This is a genomic window from Novosphingobium mangrovi (assembly GCF_022818885.1).
In the GTDB taxonomy this organism is placed as follows: domain Bacteria; phylum Pseudomonadota; class Alphaproteobacteria; order Sphingomonadales; family Sphingomonadaceae; genus Novosphingobium; species Novosphingobium mangrovi.
Map to the genome: position 1 here is coordinate 95,350 of NZ_JALHAT010000008.1, position 17,008 is coordinate 112,357.

Below are 17,008 nucleotides of genomic sequence, written 5' to 3' on the forward strand. Positions count from 1 at the left end.
AGCCTTATGCTGACCAAATCCTCTTCCAAGACCCCTGCCCGCCTCCCGCTCAATCGCCGCGAGGCAGGCGGCCTGCTGCTGGGGCTCGCCACGGTCCTTGCAGGCGGCGCCTTCCCGCGCGCCGCGCTGGCCGCAACCGAGCCCGCCACCATGCTGGGCGATCCCGAGCCGTTCTCGTGGGATATCCTCGTGAAGCGTGCCCGCGCTCTTGCCAAGGCGGCCTACGTGGAGCCCGAAGTCTCGCCCCGCGCGGCGCAGGACTTCGACACCCTGGCGCGCCTTACCTACGGCGATGCCCATGCCGTGGCCGACGTCGTGCGCTTCTTCCCGACCGCAACCGCCGTCTCCCCTTATGCGGTGGGCATCGACATCGTGCGCGATGGTCTGGCCCGGCCCGTGGTCGACAATTCCAGCCTCTTCGTGGGCAAGGAAGACGCGGACATCGCCGGCTTTCGGGTGATGGCCGCCGATGGCCACGCCGATTGGCTCTCGTTCATGGGGGCCAGCTATTTCCGCACCTCGGGATCGCGCGACCAGTTCGGTATTTCGGCGCGCGGTCTTGCCATCGACACCGGCCTGGCCTCGGGCGAGGAATTTCCCCGCTTCACCCACTTCTGGATCGAACAGGCCGGCGCCGACCACTTCGTGATCCACGCCCTTCTCGACAGTCCCTCGGTCGCGGGAGCCTACCGCATCGACACGCGCGGGGGCGGCGATGCGGGCGTGGTCCAGGACGTGAAGGCGCAGCTGTTCTTCCGCAAGGACGTCCAGCAGCTGGGCATCGCGCCGATGTCGAGCATGTTCTGGTTCGACCAGGCCAGCCGGTCCTATCCGCGACCGCCGCGCGGGCCCGACTGGCGCCCGGAAGTCCACGACAGCGACGGCCTGCTGATCCGCGCGGGCAACGGCGAGCAGGTCTGGCGTCCGCTGGAAAACGCGCTCCACCCGATCACCTTCAGCTTCACCGCCGATGATCCGTCCGCCTTTGGTCTGCTCCAGCGCGACCAGACCTTCGACCATTACCAGGACGATGGCTCCTGGTACGACAGGCGGCCCTCGCTCTGGATCGAGCCGACCTCGGACTGGGGCAAGGGCGCGGTGCGGCTCTATGAAATGCCCACCGACAACGAGAACCAGGACAATGTCGCGGCCTTCTGGACCCCGGCGAAGCCCGTGCGCACGGGCGACGAGATGGCCTTCGGCTACCGCCTCACCTGGACCTCCGACGATCCCAGCCAGAGCGCCATCGCCCGGTGCGTCAACGACTGGCAGGGCAAGGCCGGTCTGGCCGATGGCCCGGCGATTGCGGGCGCGCGCAAGTTCGTGTTCGACTTTAGAGGGCCCTCGCTGGCCGGGCTTGACCGTACAAGCGGGGTCGAGGTCGTCGCCGAAGCGCCGCCCGAGGCGATCCTCGCGCGCGAAGTCCACCCGGTGGTCGGCCAGGAGAACACCTGGCGCGTCAAGCTCGACGTGCGCATGAGCGACGCGCAAGGCCGGGGGAACCCGATCGACCTGCGCCTGTTCCTGAGGCAGGGCGAAAACGCCCTGTCCGAAACCGTGATAAAGACCTTGAACGTATGACCATGGCCCCGCCGCCCGCGCAGCCCCCGCGCCCGCTTCCCGATGAAGCGCCGCTGGAGATGCCGATCCAGCGCCTCGATGGCCCGCCGCCGGGCTCCATCGAGGTGAAGACGCAGCCGCCGGGCATGGCGATGAAGCGCCTCCTCCTGATCACGCTCACCGCGGTGATCGGCCTCGCCGCCTCGAGCGAGCTGCGCTTTGCCTTCTCGCGCGACGGGCTCGATGCCTTCGAGGTCGCGCTCCTGGTCTTCTTCATTCCGCTGTTCACCTGGATCGCCTTCGGCTTCGTCAGTTCGACGGTCGGCTTCCTCAAGCTCATCTCGGGCGAGCACCCCGGCTTCACCGCGATCCCCAGCCCCGCGCAGTCGCTCTCCAAGCGTACGGCCGTGCTGATGCCAGTCTACAACGAGAGCGTCGAAGAGGTCTTCGCGCGCGTGCGCGCCATGGCCCGCTCCATCGAGAAGGCGGGCGGCGCGCCGTGGATCGACTTCTTCGTGCTGTCGGATTCCAACGAGCTGTCCGGCAAGCGCGAATACGCCGAGTGGCTGGAAGTCGCCGCCGAGGCGCCGATCAACGTCTACTACCGCCGCCGCGAGAAGAACATCGCGCGCAAGCCCGGCAACATCGCCGAATGGGTGCGCCGCTTCGGCGGGGCCTACGAGTGCATGCTGGTGCTCGACGCGGATTCGATGATGAGCGGGGATTCGATCGTGGGCATGGCCTCGATCATGGAGGAGCGCCCTTCCATCGGTCTCCTTCAGACCGTCCCCATGATCATCAACGCGCGCACCCTGTTCCAGCGCTGGATGCAATTCGCGAGCGAAGCCTACGGCCCCATCGCCTCGGCAGGCCTCCTGTGGTGGTCAGGTTCGGAATCGAACTTCTGGGGCCACAACGCCATCGTGCGCACGCGCGCCTTTGCCGAAAGCTGCGGGCTTCCCGAACTGGCGGGCAAGGGCCCCTTCGGCGGGCACATCCTCAGCCACGACATGCTGGAATCCGCGCTTCTGCGCCGGCGTGGCTGGGCGGTCCACATGGTGATGATCGGCGGCTCCTACGAAGAGTTCCCCCCCACCGTCGTCGACATGGCGATCCGCGACCGGCGCTGGATGCAGGGCAACCTGCAGCACCTCCAGTTGCTGGCCAGTTCGGGCCTCACCTGGACGCACCGTCTGCACCTGCTGGTGGGCGCTTCGGCCTACCTGACCTCCCCCGGCTGGCTGCTGCTGCTCATTGTCACCATCGCGCAGACGGCAGGCCAGATGGGCGCCGGGTTCGTCGGCACCGCGCCGCCCAGCGTGCTGTGGCTGACCGTTGTGCTGCTGTTCGGGCCCAAGGCGATGGGTCTTGTCTGGATGCTTTCCGATGCCAAGCGCCGCGCGGCCTTTGGCGGAACGGGCACGATCCTGCGTTCGGTGGCGGCCGAAGTCCCGCTCGCCGTGCTCTTCGCGCCGATCACCATGGTCACCCAGACCAAGGCGCTGATGGGCCTGCTCTTCGGCATCTCGGCAGGCTGGTCGACGCAGGCGCGCGAGGCGCGGCGCATCTCGGTGCGCGAGATCATCCCCGACCTTCGCGAACACATTGCGCTTGGCCTCCTGTTCGCCGCGACCGCCTTCCTCGATCCGGTCACCGCGATCTGGCTCTCCCCGCTGACGCTGGGCCTGCTCGCCTCGCCCTGGTTCATCAGCCTGACCTCGCATTCCTCGCAAGGTGCGCTGGAAAAGCCCACCCGGCTTTTCAAGGTCCCCGATCCCACCATCGACGACCAGGCCGAGAAGCGCGCGCATCCCGTGCCCGCCGCTCCGAAAACCAGCGCGGAAACCAACCACGCCCCATGACGAACACCCGGGACCGCCCTTGCAGGCAATCCCGGGTGTTCTCCTTTCGGTTGGCGCGACCCGACCGGTTGGCCCATCCTTATCCCGCCGCGCAGGACTGCGGCGGGAACCGGCTGGAGTGTCAGAAGGCGTCGGCCTCCAATTCCATCATCGAGCTCTTGCCCGACTTGATCGCGAGGAACGCGGCGGTCGCCTGGGGCAGCAGGCGGTCGAAGAAGAAGCGCGCGGTCGTGATCTTGGCCTTGTAGAAAGCCGCGTCCTCGGCGCCCTCGGCCAGCTTGGCGCGCGCGATCAGCGCGGCCTTGGCAAAAGTATAGCCCATCGCAACCAGCCCGATCAGGCGCAGGTAGTCGGTGGCGGCGGCGGCGGCTTCCTCGGGGTCCTTCATACCCTTCTGGGCAATCGTGCCGGTCGAGAGTTGCAGCGCGCCGAAGGCCTTCTCCAGCCCCTCGATCATCTTTGCGAAGTCCGCGTCCTCCTTGTTCGCCTCGACGAAAGCGGCGACCGGGTGGAAGAACGAACGCAAGTACCGGCCCATGTGCGCGGGCATCTTGCGCCCGACAAGGTCGAGCGCCTGAATGCCGTTGGTGCCCTCGTAGATCATCGCGATGCGCGCATCGCGGGCGAACTGCTCAACCCCGCTCTCCGCGATATAGCCGTGGCCGCCATAGACCTGAACGGCGAGATGCGCGGCCTCGTGGCCAAGGTCGGTGAAGAGCGCCTTCACGACCGGGGTCATCAACGCGATGAAGTCCTGCGCGCGGGCCTTGACCTCAGGATCGCTCGAATAGCGCTCGGCATCGAGCGCGCGGGCGACCCAGGCGCCAATCGCACGGCTGCCCTCGTTGTAGGCGCGCATCGTCATCAGCATGCGGCGCACGTCGGGGTGGACGATGATCGGATCGGCCGGGCCATCGGGGTTCTTGACGCCCGAGAGCGAGCGGCCCTGCACGCGGTCCTTCGCATACCACACCGCCGACTGGTAGGCCGCCTCGCCCACGCCCAGCCCCTGGATGCCGACCGAGACGCGCTCGGTGTTCATCATCGTGAACATCGCTTCCATGCCCTTGTGCGGCTTGCCCACGAGCCAGCCCACGCTGTCCTCGAAATTGAGCTGACAGGTGGCAGACGCCTTGAGGCCCATCTTGTGCTCGATCGCCTGGACCGAGACGCCGTTGGCCGCACCTGGCGTGCCATCGTCCTTGGGCAGGTACTTGGGCACCAGGAACAGGCTGATCCCCTTCACGCCCGGAGGGGCATCGGGCATGCGCGCCAGAACCAGATGGACGATGTTTTCGGTCAGGTCATGTTCGCCCGCCGAGATGAAGATCTTCGCGCCGGTGAGCTTGTAGGATCCGTCATCCTGCGGCACGGCCTTGGTGCGCAACATCCCAAGGTCCGTGCCGCAGTGGGGCTCGGTCAGGCACATGGTGCCCGACCATTCCCCGGAAACCATCTTCGGCAGGTAGGCCTGCTTCAATTCGTCGCTGGCATAGCCCTCGATCGCGGTCGTCGCGCCGTGGGTCAGGCCAGGGTAAAGGCTGAAAGAGAGGTTGGCCGAGCAGATCATCTCCTCGGTCAGCTTGTTGACCGCCTCGGGCAGGCCCTGCCCGCCCCATTCGGGGTCCGAGGCAAGCGCGCACCAGCCGCCTTCGCGGAACATGTCATAGGCTTCCTTGAAGCCCTTGGGCGTGCGTACGACGCCGTTTTCCAGCGTGCAGCCCTCGATGTCGCCGCTGCGGTTCAGGGGCAGGAGCACTTCCTGCGCGACCTTGGCCGCCTCTTCCAGGATGGCACCGGTCAGGTCCGGCGTGAATTCGGACAGCGCCTCCAGATCGCCGAACCCGTCGTCGGCGTGAAGCTCGTTCAGCACGAACGCCATGTCGCGCAAGGGGGCCTCGTATACCTGCATCTCAACTCTCCTCGCGGGGGACACGCGCCGCGCGTCCCCCTGTTATTTTCACTCAGTTGCGCAGCGGCTTGCCGGTCTCGAGCATGTGCTCGACGCGGGCGATCGAACGCGGCTCGCGCACCAGCTTCATGAAGGCGTCGCGCTCCAGTTTCAGCAGTTCCTGCTCGCTCACGGTATCGACGAGATCCGCTTCGCCGCCGGTCAGCACTTGGGCCAGAGCATCCGAGACGACGAGGTCGTACTCGGTTGCAAGCCCGCGCTTGTGAAAGCCTTCTGCGGCCATCGAAAGGCCGACGCGGCCGCTATCGCCGGGGAGCCGGAACTCGGGCGCTTCGGGCGGGGTGTAGCCTTCGACCAGCGAGAGCGCCTTCTGCTTGGCATCGTAGAGCAGGCGGTCACGGTTCATGGTGATCCCGTCATCGGGGCGCAGGAACAGCATTTCCTTGGCCTGCGCGGCCGACTTGGAGACAGTCGCGGTCGAGACGGTCTCGAAGACCTTGGCAACGGGCGGCATTGGGCCCTTGGGCATCTTTGCCGCGTTGCGTGCGCGCAGCAGCATCTCGCCGTTGCCGCCCCAGCCGGGGACAAGGCCGACGCCGCATTCGACAAGGCCGGTGTAAAGTTCGGCATGGGCCTGGACCGCATCACAGTGGAGCAGGATCTCGCAGCCCCCGCCCAGCGCCATGCCCGCCGGCGCGCCGACGACCGGGAACGGGGCGTACTTCAGGCCCTTGTAGGCCATCTGCCCGCCCGCCACGAGCTTCTCGATCTCCGAATAGGCCGCGATGTTCACCGCAAACATGGCAAGGCCCAGATTGGCCCCTGCCGAGAAATTGTCGGCGTCGGTGTAGACCACGAGCGCCTTGTATTTCTCCTGGACGAGCGGGAGCGCCTTGGTGATGAGCTTCATCACCTCGCCATCCAAAGCGTTCATCTTGCCCGTGAATTCGAGCGCGACGACGCCATCGCCGATATCCCAGAGCGCGGCCGAGGCGTTCTTGAGGATCGGCTGGGACGACAGCTTCACATCCGACAGACGCAGCACGCCCTCGGGGCGCACGATATCGTGGTATTCGCCGTCAAGGCCAAGGTGCTGACGCACGCCGTTCTCGACACGGTAGAAGCTGCGCTCGCCCGCCACCTTGAGGATCTCGGGAACCGGCTGTCCCTCTTCCTCCAGGCGCTTGGCCAGATAGGCCGCGCCCAGAACGTCGATCATCTCGAAGGGGCCCTGCTTCCAGTTGTAGCCCAGCTTCATCGCATCATCGATGGCGACCACATCGTCCGCCGCTTCGGGCACGAGGCTCGCCGCATAGGCCAGCGTTCCGCCCAGGATCGCCCAGGCATATTCGCCGATCCCGCCCTTGGTCTCGACCAGCTTGCGCAGGTTGCCCTTGGCCGCAGCGCCGCGCGGGCCCGCTGGACGGGTGACGGCGTGGTACTCACCCGAGGCAAGGTCGATGACCTCCTTCTGGCGGCCCTTCTCCTTGTTGAGGCGGTAGAACCCGCCCTTGCCCTTGCGGCCGGTGTAGCCGTCCGCGATCATCTTCTGGATGAGCGGAATGTCGCGCGCGATGGCCTGGTAGGGGTCGTCCTTGGCCAGCGTCGAGGTGAGGCTGGCCTGCAAGTGCGGCATGAGGTCGATGCCGACCAGATCGACAAGGCCGAAGATGCCGGTCTTGGGAACGCCCATCGGCTTGCCCGCCACCGCGTCGGCCAGTTCCACCGAGATCCCCATGTCGAACGCGGCGTTGAGGCCAAGCTGGATCCACAAGGTGCCGATGCGGTTCGCAATGAAACCCGGGGTGTCCTTGGCTGCAACCACCGTCTTGCCAAGCTTTACATCGGCGAATTCCTCGACCTTCGCGGCCACATCGGACGCGGTCGCCGGGCCGGTCACGATCTCCATCAGGCGCATGTAGCGCGGCGGGTTGAAGAAGTGGGTGATGAGGAAGTCGGCCTTGAAGGCCTCCGAGCGCCCCTCGACGAGGTTTGCGAGCGGGATCGTCGAGGTGTTCGAGGAAACCGCCGTGCCCGGCTTCTTGAGCGCCTCGAGCTTTTCGTAGAGGCCCTGCTTGATGTCGAGCCGCTCGATCACCGCCTCGATGATCCAGTCGCAGGTCGCAACCTTCTCCAGGTGGTCCTCGATATTGCCGGTCTCGACAAGCTTGGCCGCCGATTTGCTCATGAAGGGAGCCGGCTCGGTCTTGAGCATCTTCGCCACGGCACCTTGCGCAATGGCGTTGCGGTTGGCTCCGTCCTTGGGGACGATATCGAGCAGGAGCACGGGGACACCGGCGTTGGCGACCTGCGCCGCGATACCGGCACCCATGGTGCCAGCCCCGATCACGCAGACTTTCTGGATAGGCTGGGTCATTCCACCGCCTCCAGAACCGTGGCGATGCCCTGCCCGCCGCCAATGCACTGGCTGGCGAGCGCGTACTTGCCACCCTCACGCTTCAGCAGCGAGGCCGCCTTGCCGACAATGCGCGCGCCGGTTGCGCCGAGCGGATGGCCGATGGCAATGGCGCCCCCGTCGATATTGGTTTTCGCGGTATCGAGGCCCAGGTCCTTGATGCAGGCGATGGCCTGCGAGGCGAAGGCCTCGTTCAGTTCGACCACGTCGAGGTCGGCCGCGGTGATCCCGGCGCGCTCCATCGCCTTCTGGCTGGAAAGGATCGGACCAAGCCCCATCGTCTCGGGCGCGCAGCCCGAGATCGCGACCGACTTGATGCGGGCCAGAATCGGGAGGCCATGCGCCTTGGCGTAGCTTTCGGTCGTAACCAGCACCGCGCTCGCGCCGTCGGTCAGCGGCGAAGAGGTGCCCGCCGTCACCGAACCCTTGGCGTCGAACGCGGGCTTGAGCCCGGCCAGATCCTCGGCGGTGGTGCCGCCGCGAATAGTGCCGTCCTGCTCGACCAGACCGTCCCTGGTCTCGATGGGCACGATTTCATCGACGAACTTGCCCGCATCGCGCGCGGCGCTGGCCCGCTTCTGGCTTTCCACGGCAAGCGCTTCCTGCTCGGCGCGCGGGATCTGGTACTTGGTGGCAACGTTCTCAGCCGTTTCGCCCATGCCCATGTAGGCGGCCGACTTTTCGGCGAGCGCACGGTTGGGCATCGGGTTGAAGCCCATCATCGGCACGCGGCTCATCGATTCGATCCCGGCGCAGATGAAGGCCTCGCCCGCACCCACGGCGATCTGGCCCATGGCGATGTGGATCGCGCTCATCGACGAGCCACAGAAGCGGTTGACGGTCATCCCGCCGACCGAGAGCGGCAGGTCCGAAAGCAGGCCGATCAGGCGCGCGACGTTGAGGCCCTGTTCGCCTTCGGGAAAGGCGCAGCCGACGATGAGATCCTCGATGTCGGCGGCTTCCACGCCGGTCTTCGCGATCAGGCCGCGCACGACCTGCGCCGCCAGGTCATCGGGACGAACGCGCGCCAGCGCGCCCTTGTTAGCCAGGTGAAAGGGGGAGCGGGCGTACCCCGCAATGACGACGCTATCCATGCATTCTCTCCACAGGCGAACCCGGTTCGTTCGAATCCCTCTTGCGGCGATTCCGTCAACGTCCGGATCTGAATCTTGTCGATGTCTTCCCTAAGGGTGCAATTCTTTCCCTATACGTCAAGCAAAATTTGCGCTATCAAATCCTCAACACGGCAGGCCGTGGCCCGGTTCCCAACCCGGGTCACGGTCGAGACCGTGGGAAGAGAGAGGATGAAAGATTGCGCATGCACACCAGCAAATCCGCGCTTCTTGCGCTTGCTGCCGGGCTTGGCCTGGCCGCACCTGCGCAGGCGGCCAGCGCCGATTCGGCGCTCGGCACCTGGCGCACCCCATCGAAGAACGGCACGATCGAGATTTCGCGCTGCGGCGCCTCGATCTGCGGCCGCCTCGTCAGCTCGGACAACCTGAAGAAGAACCCGAACCTGCGCGACGTCAACAACAAGGACGAAGCCAAGCGGGACCGCAAGCTGATGGGCCTGCAGATCATCGGCGGCTTCGAGAAGGACGGCGACAAGTGGGAAAAGGGCTCGATCTACAACCCCGAAGACGGGGGCACCTACAAGGCCACGATCTCGCTTGAAGGACCCGACACGCTCAAGCTCAAGGGCTGCATCGTGTGGCCCTTGTGCAAGACCCAGACCTGGACGCGGATCGACTAGGCCCCTTCGCGCGTTAACGTCTTACGACAACAAAATATCCTTCTTGGGAGAGAAGACACATGACACGAATGACAGGGCGGGTCGCCCTTTGCACGGCGGTATCGCTGGGCGCTCTGGGCGCAGCACACACGGCCCATGCGCAAGGTTTCTATCTTCAGGAGCAGTCGGTGCGCGCACAGGGCCGCGCGTTTTCAGGCGAAGCGGCCGACACGGGCGTCGAATCCATCTGGTGGAACCCGGCTTCCATTGCCGGGATGGAAGGGGGCGAAGCCTCGCTCCACGCCAGCGCCATCCTGCCGCGCGGCAAGGTGCGCGATGAGAACACGCTGATCGTGCGCCCCGGCACCGCGCCGGCCCCGGTTGGCGGCGATCCGGTCGCCAAGGACCCGATCAATACCGGCGTCCTGCCGTCTGGCGCGATTGCCTATGGCTTTGGCAAGTTCGCCTTCGGCCTTGCGGTCAGCGCCCCCTACAACTTCACCACCGATTATTCGGAAGACAGCTGGGCGCGCTACACCGCCGACAAGACCGAGCTGCGCACCATCGACATCCAGCCGACCATCGCGGTCGAACTGGCGCCGGGCATTCACCTGGGCGCGGGCCTCAACGTCCAGCACGCCAAGGCCGAACTGTCGAACTACCTGCCCAACCTCTCCGCCGCGCTTCCCGATGGACACCAGCGCCTCAAGGGCGATGGCTGGAACACCGGCTGGTCGGTCGGCGCACAGATGCACCGCGGCCCTGTCTCGCTCGGCCTCGCCTACAAGTCGGCGATCAAGCACAAGCTCGACGGCACGCTCACCAATTCGGGACTGCTGGGGCCGCTCGCTGGCCAGAACATGGAAGTGGCGACCAGCGCGACTTTCTCCACGCCCTGGCAGGCGATCGGTTCGGTTCGCTACCGCGCGACGCCCGATCTCACGCTCAACTTCCAGGCGGTGCGTGTGGGCTGGAGCGAGTTCGACTCGATTGACCTGGGCGCACCCATCAACACCTCGATCCCCGAAGGCTACCGCGACATCTGGAGCCTGGCTGGCGGTTTCGACTATACCCTCAACCCCAAGCTCACCGTGCGCGGCGGCGTCCAGTACGGGCAGACGCCCACGCGCGATGGCCACCGCGATGCGCGCGTGCCCGACAGCGACCGCCTGAACTTCTCGGCCGGTGCCAGCTACGCGGCCACGCGCAACCTGACGGTGGACTTCGCCGCCTCGTACATCAGCTTCGAGGACGCGCCGATCGACCGCACCACGGCCTCTTACGCGGGAACACCCGTACAGACCCCGATCCTGGTGGACGGCACCTTGACCGATGCCTCCGCCCTCGTCTTCTCTCTTGGCGCAAGGATGACCTTCTGATGACACGCGCGGCGCAGATGGGCGGCATGGACCGCCTGGCAGAGACTTCCTCCCTCCCCGCGGCGGACGAGATGCCCCCCATCGCGCCGCGCCTGCTGACCGACCTGCTCGACCACGCTGTCGAGGTCCACGGGGACTGGCACGCCGTCGACTTCATGGGCCGCAAATGGACCTACGAGGAGATCGGCGAACGCGCGCAGCGTGCGGCGCGCGGCTTGCAGGACCTGGGCGTCGTCAAGGGCACCCGGGTCGGCCTGTGCCTGCCCAACACGCCCTATTACGTGATCCTCTATTTCGCGATCCTGCGCGTGGGCGGCGTGGTGGTGAACTTCAACCCGCTCTATACCGAGCGCGAGATGGCGCACCTTGTCGAGGATTCGGGCTGCGAGATCCTTGTCACCGCCGACCTGCAGGTCTCCATGCCCAAGGTCGCGGACCTTCTGGGCAAGCACCAGCTGAAGCGCGTCGTCGTGTGTTCCTTTGCCGATGCCCTGCCTTCGCTCAAGCGCGGCGCGTTCCTGCTCTTCAAGCGCGGCGACATCGTGCCCTTCCCCGAACATGACCTGCGCTTCATCGCCTACGACGATCTTGTCGCGCGCCGCGTCGCGCCCGATCCCGTCGCCCGCGATCCCGATGACCTCGCCGTCCTGCAGTACACCGGCGGCACCACCGGCGTGCCCAAGGGCGCAATGCTCACCCACGCGAACCTCACCGCAAATTCGGCGCAGATGCTCGCCCACGTGGGCCACATGCCCGAGACGCAGGAGCGCACGCTGGGCGTCCTTCCGCTCTTCCATGTCTTTGCGCTGACGACGGTGCTCAACTACTCCATCGACACCGCGGCCGAGATGATCCTCCTGCCGCGCTTCGAGATGAAGTCCTTCCTCAAGACCGCGCTGCGCACCAAGCCAACGCAGTTCTTCGGGGTGCCCACGCTCTACACCGCATTGAACGGCGAGGAGACCCACGGCGCCTTTTCCAGCGTGCGGGTGTGCATCTCGGGCGGCGCGCCGCTGCCGCTGGAAGTGCGCCACACCTTCGAGGAACGCACTGGCGTTCGCGTGGTGGAAGGCTATGGCCTTTCCGAAGCCAGCCCGATCATAACCTGCAACCCGCTCGAGGGTGAGGTCAAGGACAACTCGTGCGGGCCCGCCTTCCCCGGCACGACCATCGAAATCCGCGATCCCGACAATCTGGAGCGGATCTGCGGTATCGGCGAAAAGGGCGAAGTCTGCGCACGCGGCCCCCAGGTCATGTCCGGCTACTGGAACCGCCCGGAGGAAAGCGAAAAGACCTTCACCCACGGCGCGCTGCGCACCGGCGACATTGGCTATGTCGATGAGGACGGCTACCTGTTCCTTGTCGACCGCATCAAGGACGTGATCCTGTGCGGAGGCTACAACGTCTACCCGCGCATCATCGAGGAGGCGATCTACGAGCACCCGATGGTGAACGAGGCCGCCGTGATCGGCATCCCTCACCCCTATCGCGGGCAGGCCCCCAAGGCCTTCGTCGCGCTGCATCCCGGTGACACGCTTTCGGACGAGGAACTGTTGGAATTCCTGCGCGAACGGCTTAACAAGATCGAGATGCCCTCCGCGATCGAATTTCGAGACTCCCTGCCCAAGACCCTTGTCGGCAAGCTTTCCAAGAAGGAGCTCGTCGCCGAGGAAAAGGCGCGCCGTGGCGAAACCGGGGAGGCTGCGTGAACGCGCTGGAGCCGCAGCCCGGCGGCGATCCCGCCCCCGACATGCTCGGCATCCAGGAGGCGGCCAGCCAGCTGGGCGTCACCATGCGCACCTTGCGCTTCTACGAGGACAAGGGCCTGATCTCGCCCCAGCGTGCGGGCACCATGCGCATCTATTCGCGGCGCGAGATCGGACGCATGCAGCTCATCCTGCGCGGCAAGCGGCTGGGCTTCACGATCCGTGAGATCAAGGAATTCCTAGACCTCTACGAAGTCGATCCCGAACACGTCGAGCAGATGCGCAACCTGCGCCAGAAAGTGCAGGAGCGCATCAAGGACCTGCGCAAGCAGAAGAAGGCGATCGAACAGACGCTGGGCGAACTCGTCGCGATCGAAGCGGAAGCCAGCGACTGGATTACCAGGGCCCGACCGGACACGGAGACCGACGATGCTGGATAACCCCTCGTCCCTTGCCGTGGCAGCGCTGGGCGACCTGCTCACCATCGAGCGGCTCGACACCGACCTCTACCGCGTTCCGGCCAGCGACACAGAGCCGGGCCGCGTCTTCGGCGGCCAGGTGGTGGCCCAGGCCCTGCGCGCCGCCGCCCACAGCGTGGAAGACGGCCGCCAGTGCCATTCGCTCCACGCCTACTTCCTGCGCGCAGGCGACGTGCGCAAGCCCATCATCTACCGCACCTTGCGCGACTATGACGGCGGCAGCTTCACGCACCGCCGCGTCGTTGCCATCCAGGACGGGCGCCCGATCCTGAACCTTGCCAGTTCCTTCCACCGCGCCGAGGCAGGTTTCGCGCACGCCCAGACCATGCCCGAGCTGCCCGCGCCCGAGGACTGCCCCGATCTGGTGACGGCCCTCGCCGCCAGCGGACAGGCGATCTCGTCGGGCTCGCTGGTCAAGCTCGCCGCCTTCGAGGTACGTGTCGCGCCGGAAGTCAGTGGCTCGGGCGAGGACGAGGCCCTGCCCGCGCAGCACTACTGGGTGCGCATGGCAAGCCCGATGCAAGCCGACCCGGCGCTGCAGCGCGTGCTGCTGGCCTATATCAGCGACTTCGCGCTGCTGCGCACGACCTCGCTGCCGCACCCAACGCAATTCTTCTCGCCCCGCCTCCAGGCCGCGAGCCTGGACCACGCCATGTGGTTCCACACCGATCCTGACGTCGACGACTGGCTGCTCTACACCATGGACAGCCCCTGGGCCGGGCACGCCCGCGGCTATGCGCGCGGCGCCCTGTTCGACCGCAAGGGCACGCTTGTCGCCAGCGCCACGCAGGAAGGTCTCATCCGCCCGGTCGAGGGCTGAAGTCCCTGCGGCGGCACGACTAATCTGCGCAAGGCTACTGCGGCCCCCACATATCGCTCCAGATTGGTCCTAGGTCCAATTGCGAGGATCGCGCGCGCCTTCCTAGGCTCTCCCCACGAATTCGATCCAGGGAGAGATCAAGGATCATGCGCAGATGCTCCGCGATCGCGGCGAGCCTGTGGTGCGCGAACTTCGCCACCGCAGCCCTTGCCCAGACTTATGGCGATGAGGCCCCGACCATCGTCGTCACCGCGCCCGGCGGACGGTTCGATCTCGACGATGCCATCCAGCTCGACGCGGACGACATTACCCGCAACGGTACGCCGGACCTTCTGGGCGCGCTCACCCGCACCCTGCCCGGCGCCAGCCTGCAGGACGCGCAGGGCAATCCCTGGCAGCCCAATCTCGTCTACCGCGGCTTCGTCGCCTCCCCGCTCCAGGGCCAGGCGCAGGGCATCGCGGTCTACTTGGACGGCGCCCGCTTCAACCAGCCCTTCGGCGATACGGTCGGCTTCGACCTCATCCCGGACGCCGCGATCCGCAGCGTCACGCTGGCCGACCCCAGCCCCGCCTACGGCCTCAACGCACTGGGTGGCACGATGGTGCTGCAGACCGCGACCGGACGCACCGATCCGGGTATGGACGCCTCGCTTGCCGCCGGCAGCTTTGGCGAACGCACGGTCAGCCTCTCGGCCGGGGGCAAAACCGGCGTCTTCAGCTACTTCGGCGCCTTCCAGTCCCGGCGTGAGCGTGGCTGGCGCGATTTCAGCCCGTCCGATCTTGTCAACGGCTACGCGGACCTCGGCCTTGATGGCGCGGATGCGGGCGTCCATGTGAAATTCATCGCAGCCGACACCGACCTCACCGGCAACGGCGTGGCGCCTGTCGAATTGCTCGCCGCGCGCCGCCGCTCTGTCTTCAGCTGGCCGGACAATTCGCAAAGCCGCTATGGCCGGATCAGCGTCCACCCCTGGGTCGCCCTCGGCGCCGAAACGCGCATCGAGGCCACGGCCTATCGCCAGCGCCTCAAGGTCTCGACCCTCAACGGCGATGTCGCCGACATCGAGCCGTGCGAGGACGACGAGGCCCTGCTCTGCCTCGAAGGCGCGGGAGGCGATGACGACGACGATGACGATGATGGGGGTGAGGAAAGCTGGGTCCTGACCGACCCTGCCGGCCAGCCGATCTCTGCCGTGCCGGGCGTTGATGGCTATGGTGTTCTCAACCGGGGCAATGTCCATACCCGCTCGATGGGCGTGCTGGCCCAGATCATCGACGAGCGCGCCTTTTGGACAGGCGAGAACCACCTCGCGCTCGGCTTCAGCTACGACACCAGCACCAGCACCTTTGGCGCGGACACCACCCTCGGCCTCCTGACCGAGGATCGCAGCGTCGAGGGATTGGGCGTCCAGATCGTGCAGGAGGACGGCGCCATCGCGCCTATTCGCCTCACCGCCACGACCCGCTACTGGGGCCTATTCCTCGCCGACAGCCTGCCGCTTACCGACAGCTTGCGCGCCGAGATCGGCCTTCGCTACAACCGCGCCCGGATCGAGCTGATCGACGGTATCGGCACCGCACTAAACGGCACGCACCACTTCTCCCGCCTCAACCCGGGGATCGAGTTCGACTGGCGCGTGGCCCCCACCCTCACCCTGCGCGCGGGCTACACCGAGACCAACCGCACGCCCACCCCGGCCGAACTTTCCTGCGCGGACGAGGACGCGCCGTGCAGCCTCACCAACTTCTTCGTCGCCGACCCGCCCTTGAAGCAGGTCGTTGCCAAGACCTTCGAGGTGGGCGCGGCGGGCCAGATCGCGCAGGGCGGATGGACCCTCGACTGGCTGGCGAGCGGCTGGCGTACCACCAACACCGACGACATCCAGTACGTCGCCTCGGAGGTGCGCGGCCGGGCCTACTTCCGCAACATGGGCTCGACCCGCCGCCAGGGCCTGGAACTGACGCTGAAGGCGCAGAACGGCGGCTGGCGCATCGCAGCCGGGTATGCCTTTACCGACGCGACCTTCCGCCAGGCGCTTGCCGTGTCCAGCCCCTCGCATCCCCTCGCCAACGAAGACGGCCAGATCGAGGTCCGCCCCGGAGATCGCCTCCCCGGCATCGCGCGTCACGGCGCCACGCTCAGCGCCGACTACGAAGGCGCATTGGGCAGCCGGACCTTCTCGGTCGGCGGCGATGTCCTTGCCCGTTCGGGTCAGGGACTGGTGGGCGACGAGGCCAACCTCACGCCGCGTGTCCCCGGCTATGTCCTGGTCCACCTGCGCGCCAGCCTGGAAGTGGTCCCGGGCCTCTCGCTCTTTGCCAACGTGCGCAACCTGCTTGACAGCGACTACGCCACCTTCGGCACGTTCAGCGAAGTCGACGAGGTCGACCTTGCCGAAGCCCCGGATGCCTCGGACCCGCGCGCCTATGGCCCCGGCGCGCCCCGCCGCTGGACCCTGGGCCTGCGCGCCCGTTTCTGACGCCCACGCCCTGCCGCGCGGCCTGGGCATCCCATGTATTGAATCGCCCGCATCGGGTCCCCACGTCCTAACTCACGATACGAATGGGAATGGATATGGCCGGTGGATGGTCGCGCGATGGCGCGGTGCAGGATCAGATTGATGACACGGTAAGCGACGCGGTGCGCGGCGCCCGCGCCCGGATGCCCGCTGGCGAGGGGCTCGAATACTGCGAAGAATGCGGCGAGGCCATTCCTCCCCGTCGGCGCGAAGCCCTGCCGGGCGTGCGCACCTGCGTCGCCTGCCAGGGACAACGCGACAAGACGATCGCCCATTCCCGCATCAACCGGCGCGGCAGCAAGGACAGCCAATTGCGCTGACGCCAGCGCCCGAGCGCCTGCGCGCACCCGTGTTGGAATAGCCGCCACGAACAGCTATGCGGCGGGCATGACGGCATCCGATCTCGAACACCTGCTGATAACACGCCTCGTCCGCCAAAATGGCGGCACCACCCAGACCTGGCGCCGAGCCGTCGGGAAGGTCATTGTGCGCGACAGAAAGACGCACCCGCATTGCAACTGGGAAGTCAGGCCTGGTGGCACCGATGCCCATCGCGCCGCCATCGAAAGCCTGCTCGACGAAGTGCGGCTTGAATGCGCCTTCGTGGAAGCCGGCTAAGCGCA

General features: G+C 66.6%; 13 protein-coding genes. 10 read left to right on the plus strand and 3 right to left on the minus strand.

Annotation, left to right across the window (positions count from 1 at the left end; all coding sequences use genetic code 11):
- The first annotated feature begins 6 nt into the window (after window positions 1–6).
- Together MTR65_RS07485 and mdoH are read left to right on the plus strand one after the other, a co-directional pair.
- The gene (locus MTR65_RS07485; RefSeq protein WP_243798710.1) at window positions 7–1,581 is read left to right on the plus strand and encodes an OpgD/OpgG family glucan biosynthesis protein; all 1,575 of its coding nucleotides are present in this window, start codon (window positions 7–9) and stop codon (window positions 1,579–1,581) included.
- On the plus strand, window positions 1,578–3,422 hold the full coding sequence (gene mdoH, locus MTR65_RS07490) for a glucans biosynthesis glucosyltransferase MdoH (protein ID WP_243798712.1): 1,845 nt from the start codon (window positions 1,578–1,580) through the stop codon (window positions 3,420–3,422). Before MTR65_RS07485 ends, mdoH begins: the two co-directional genes overlap by 4 nt.
- A gap of 121 nt (window positions 3,423–3,543) precedes the next feature.
- Here the strand turns inward: mdoH and MTR65_RS07495 are convergent, their stop codons facing one another.
- The 3 genes from MTR65_RS07495 to MTR65_RS07505 are packed head-to-tail and all read right to left on the minus strand — an operon-like array spanning window position 3,544 to window position 8,844.
- A complete protein-coding gene (locus MTR65_RS07495) occupies window positions 3,544–5,334 on the minus strand; it encodes an acyl-CoA dehydrogenase C-terminal domain-containing protein (protein ID WP_243798714.1) in 1,791 nt (596 codons plus the stop codon).
- Between the two features lie 52 nt (window positions 5,335–5,386).
- Complete coding sequence (locus MTR65_RS07500; protein ID WP_243798716.1) at window positions 5,387–7,711, minus strand: 3-hydroxyacyl-CoA dehydrogenase/enoyl-CoA hydratase family protein; 2,325 nt, start codon at window positions 7,709–7,711, stop codon at window positions 5,387–5,389.
- Complete coding sequence (locus MTR65_RS07505; protein WP_243798718.1) at window positions 7,708–8,844, minus strand: thiolase family protein; 1,137 nt, start codon at window positions 8,842–8,844, stop codon at window positions 7,708–7,710. The genes MTR65_RS07500 and MTR65_RS07505 overlap by 4 nt, the downstream gene beginning before the upstream one ends.
- Before the next feature lie 224 nt (window positions 8,845–9,068).
- Between MTR65_RS07505 and MTR65_RS07510 the strand changes: the two genes are divergently transcribed.
- From MTR65_RS07510 to MTR65_RS07545, 8 genes are all read left to right on the plus strand, one after another.
- Window positions 9,069–9,503 carry a DUF2147 domain-containing protein gene (locus MTR65_RS07510; protein WP_226632761.1) on the plus strand — a complete coding sequence of 145 codons (435 nt, stop codon included), beginning with the start codon at window positions 9,069–9,071 and terminating at the stop codon, window positions 9,501–9,503.
- A gap of 59 nt (window positions 9,504–9,562) precedes the next feature.
- Window positions 9,563–10,861 (plus strand): OmpP1/FadL family transporter, encoded by a 1,299-nt coding sequence (locus tag MTR65_RS07515; RefSeq protein ID WP_243798721.1) that lies wholly within the window; start codon window positions 9,563–9,565, stop codon window positions 10,859–10,861.
- Window positions 10,861–12,570 (plus strand): long-chain-fatty-acid--CoA ligase, encoded by a 1,710-nt coding sequence (locus MTR65_RS07520; protein WP_243798725.1) that lies wholly within the window; start codon window positions 10,861–10,863, stop codon window positions 12,568–12,570. The genes MTR65_RS07515 and MTR65_RS07520 overlap by 1 nt, the downstream gene beginning before the upstream one ends.
- 41 nt (window positions 12,571–12,611) lie before the next feature.
- Window positions 12,612–13,007 (plus strand): MerR family transcriptional regulator, encoded by a 396-nt coding sequence (locus MTR65_RS07525; protein ID WP_243798816.1) that lies wholly within the window; start codon window positions 12,612–12,614, stop codon window positions 13,005–13,007.
- Window positions 12,997–13,866, plus strand: a complete 870-nt coding sequence (locus MTR65_RS07530) for an acyl-CoA thioesterase (protein WP_327194323.1) — start codon at window positions 12,997–12,999, stop codon at window positions 13,864–13,866. The genes MTR65_RS07525 and MTR65_RS07530 overlap by 11 nt, the downstream gene beginning before the upstream one ends.
- A 146-nt stretch (window positions 13,867–14,012) precedes the next feature.
- Window positions 14,013–16,346 carry a TonB-dependent receptor gene (locus MTR65_RS07535; protein WP_243798727.1) on the plus strand — a complete coding sequence of 778 codons (2,334 nt, stop codon included), beginning with the start codon at window positions 14,013–14,015 and terminating at the stop codon, window positions 16,344–16,346.
- A gap of 95 nt (window positions 16,347–16,441) precedes the next feature.
- Complete coding sequence (locus MTR65_RS07540; RefSeq protein ID WP_226633606.1) at window positions 16,442–16,705, plus strand: DksA/TraR family C4-type zinc finger protein; 264 nt, start codon at window positions 16,442–16,444, stop codon at window positions 16,703–16,705.
- Window positions 16,706–16,772: 67 nt separating this feature from the next.
- Window positions 16,773–17,003, plus strand: coding sequence for a hypothetical protein (locus MTR65_RS07545; RefSeq protein ID WP_243798729.1), 231 nt, complete (start codon window positions 16,773–16,775; stop codon window positions 17,001–17,003).
- Window positions 17,004–17,008: the final 5 nt, after the last annotated feature.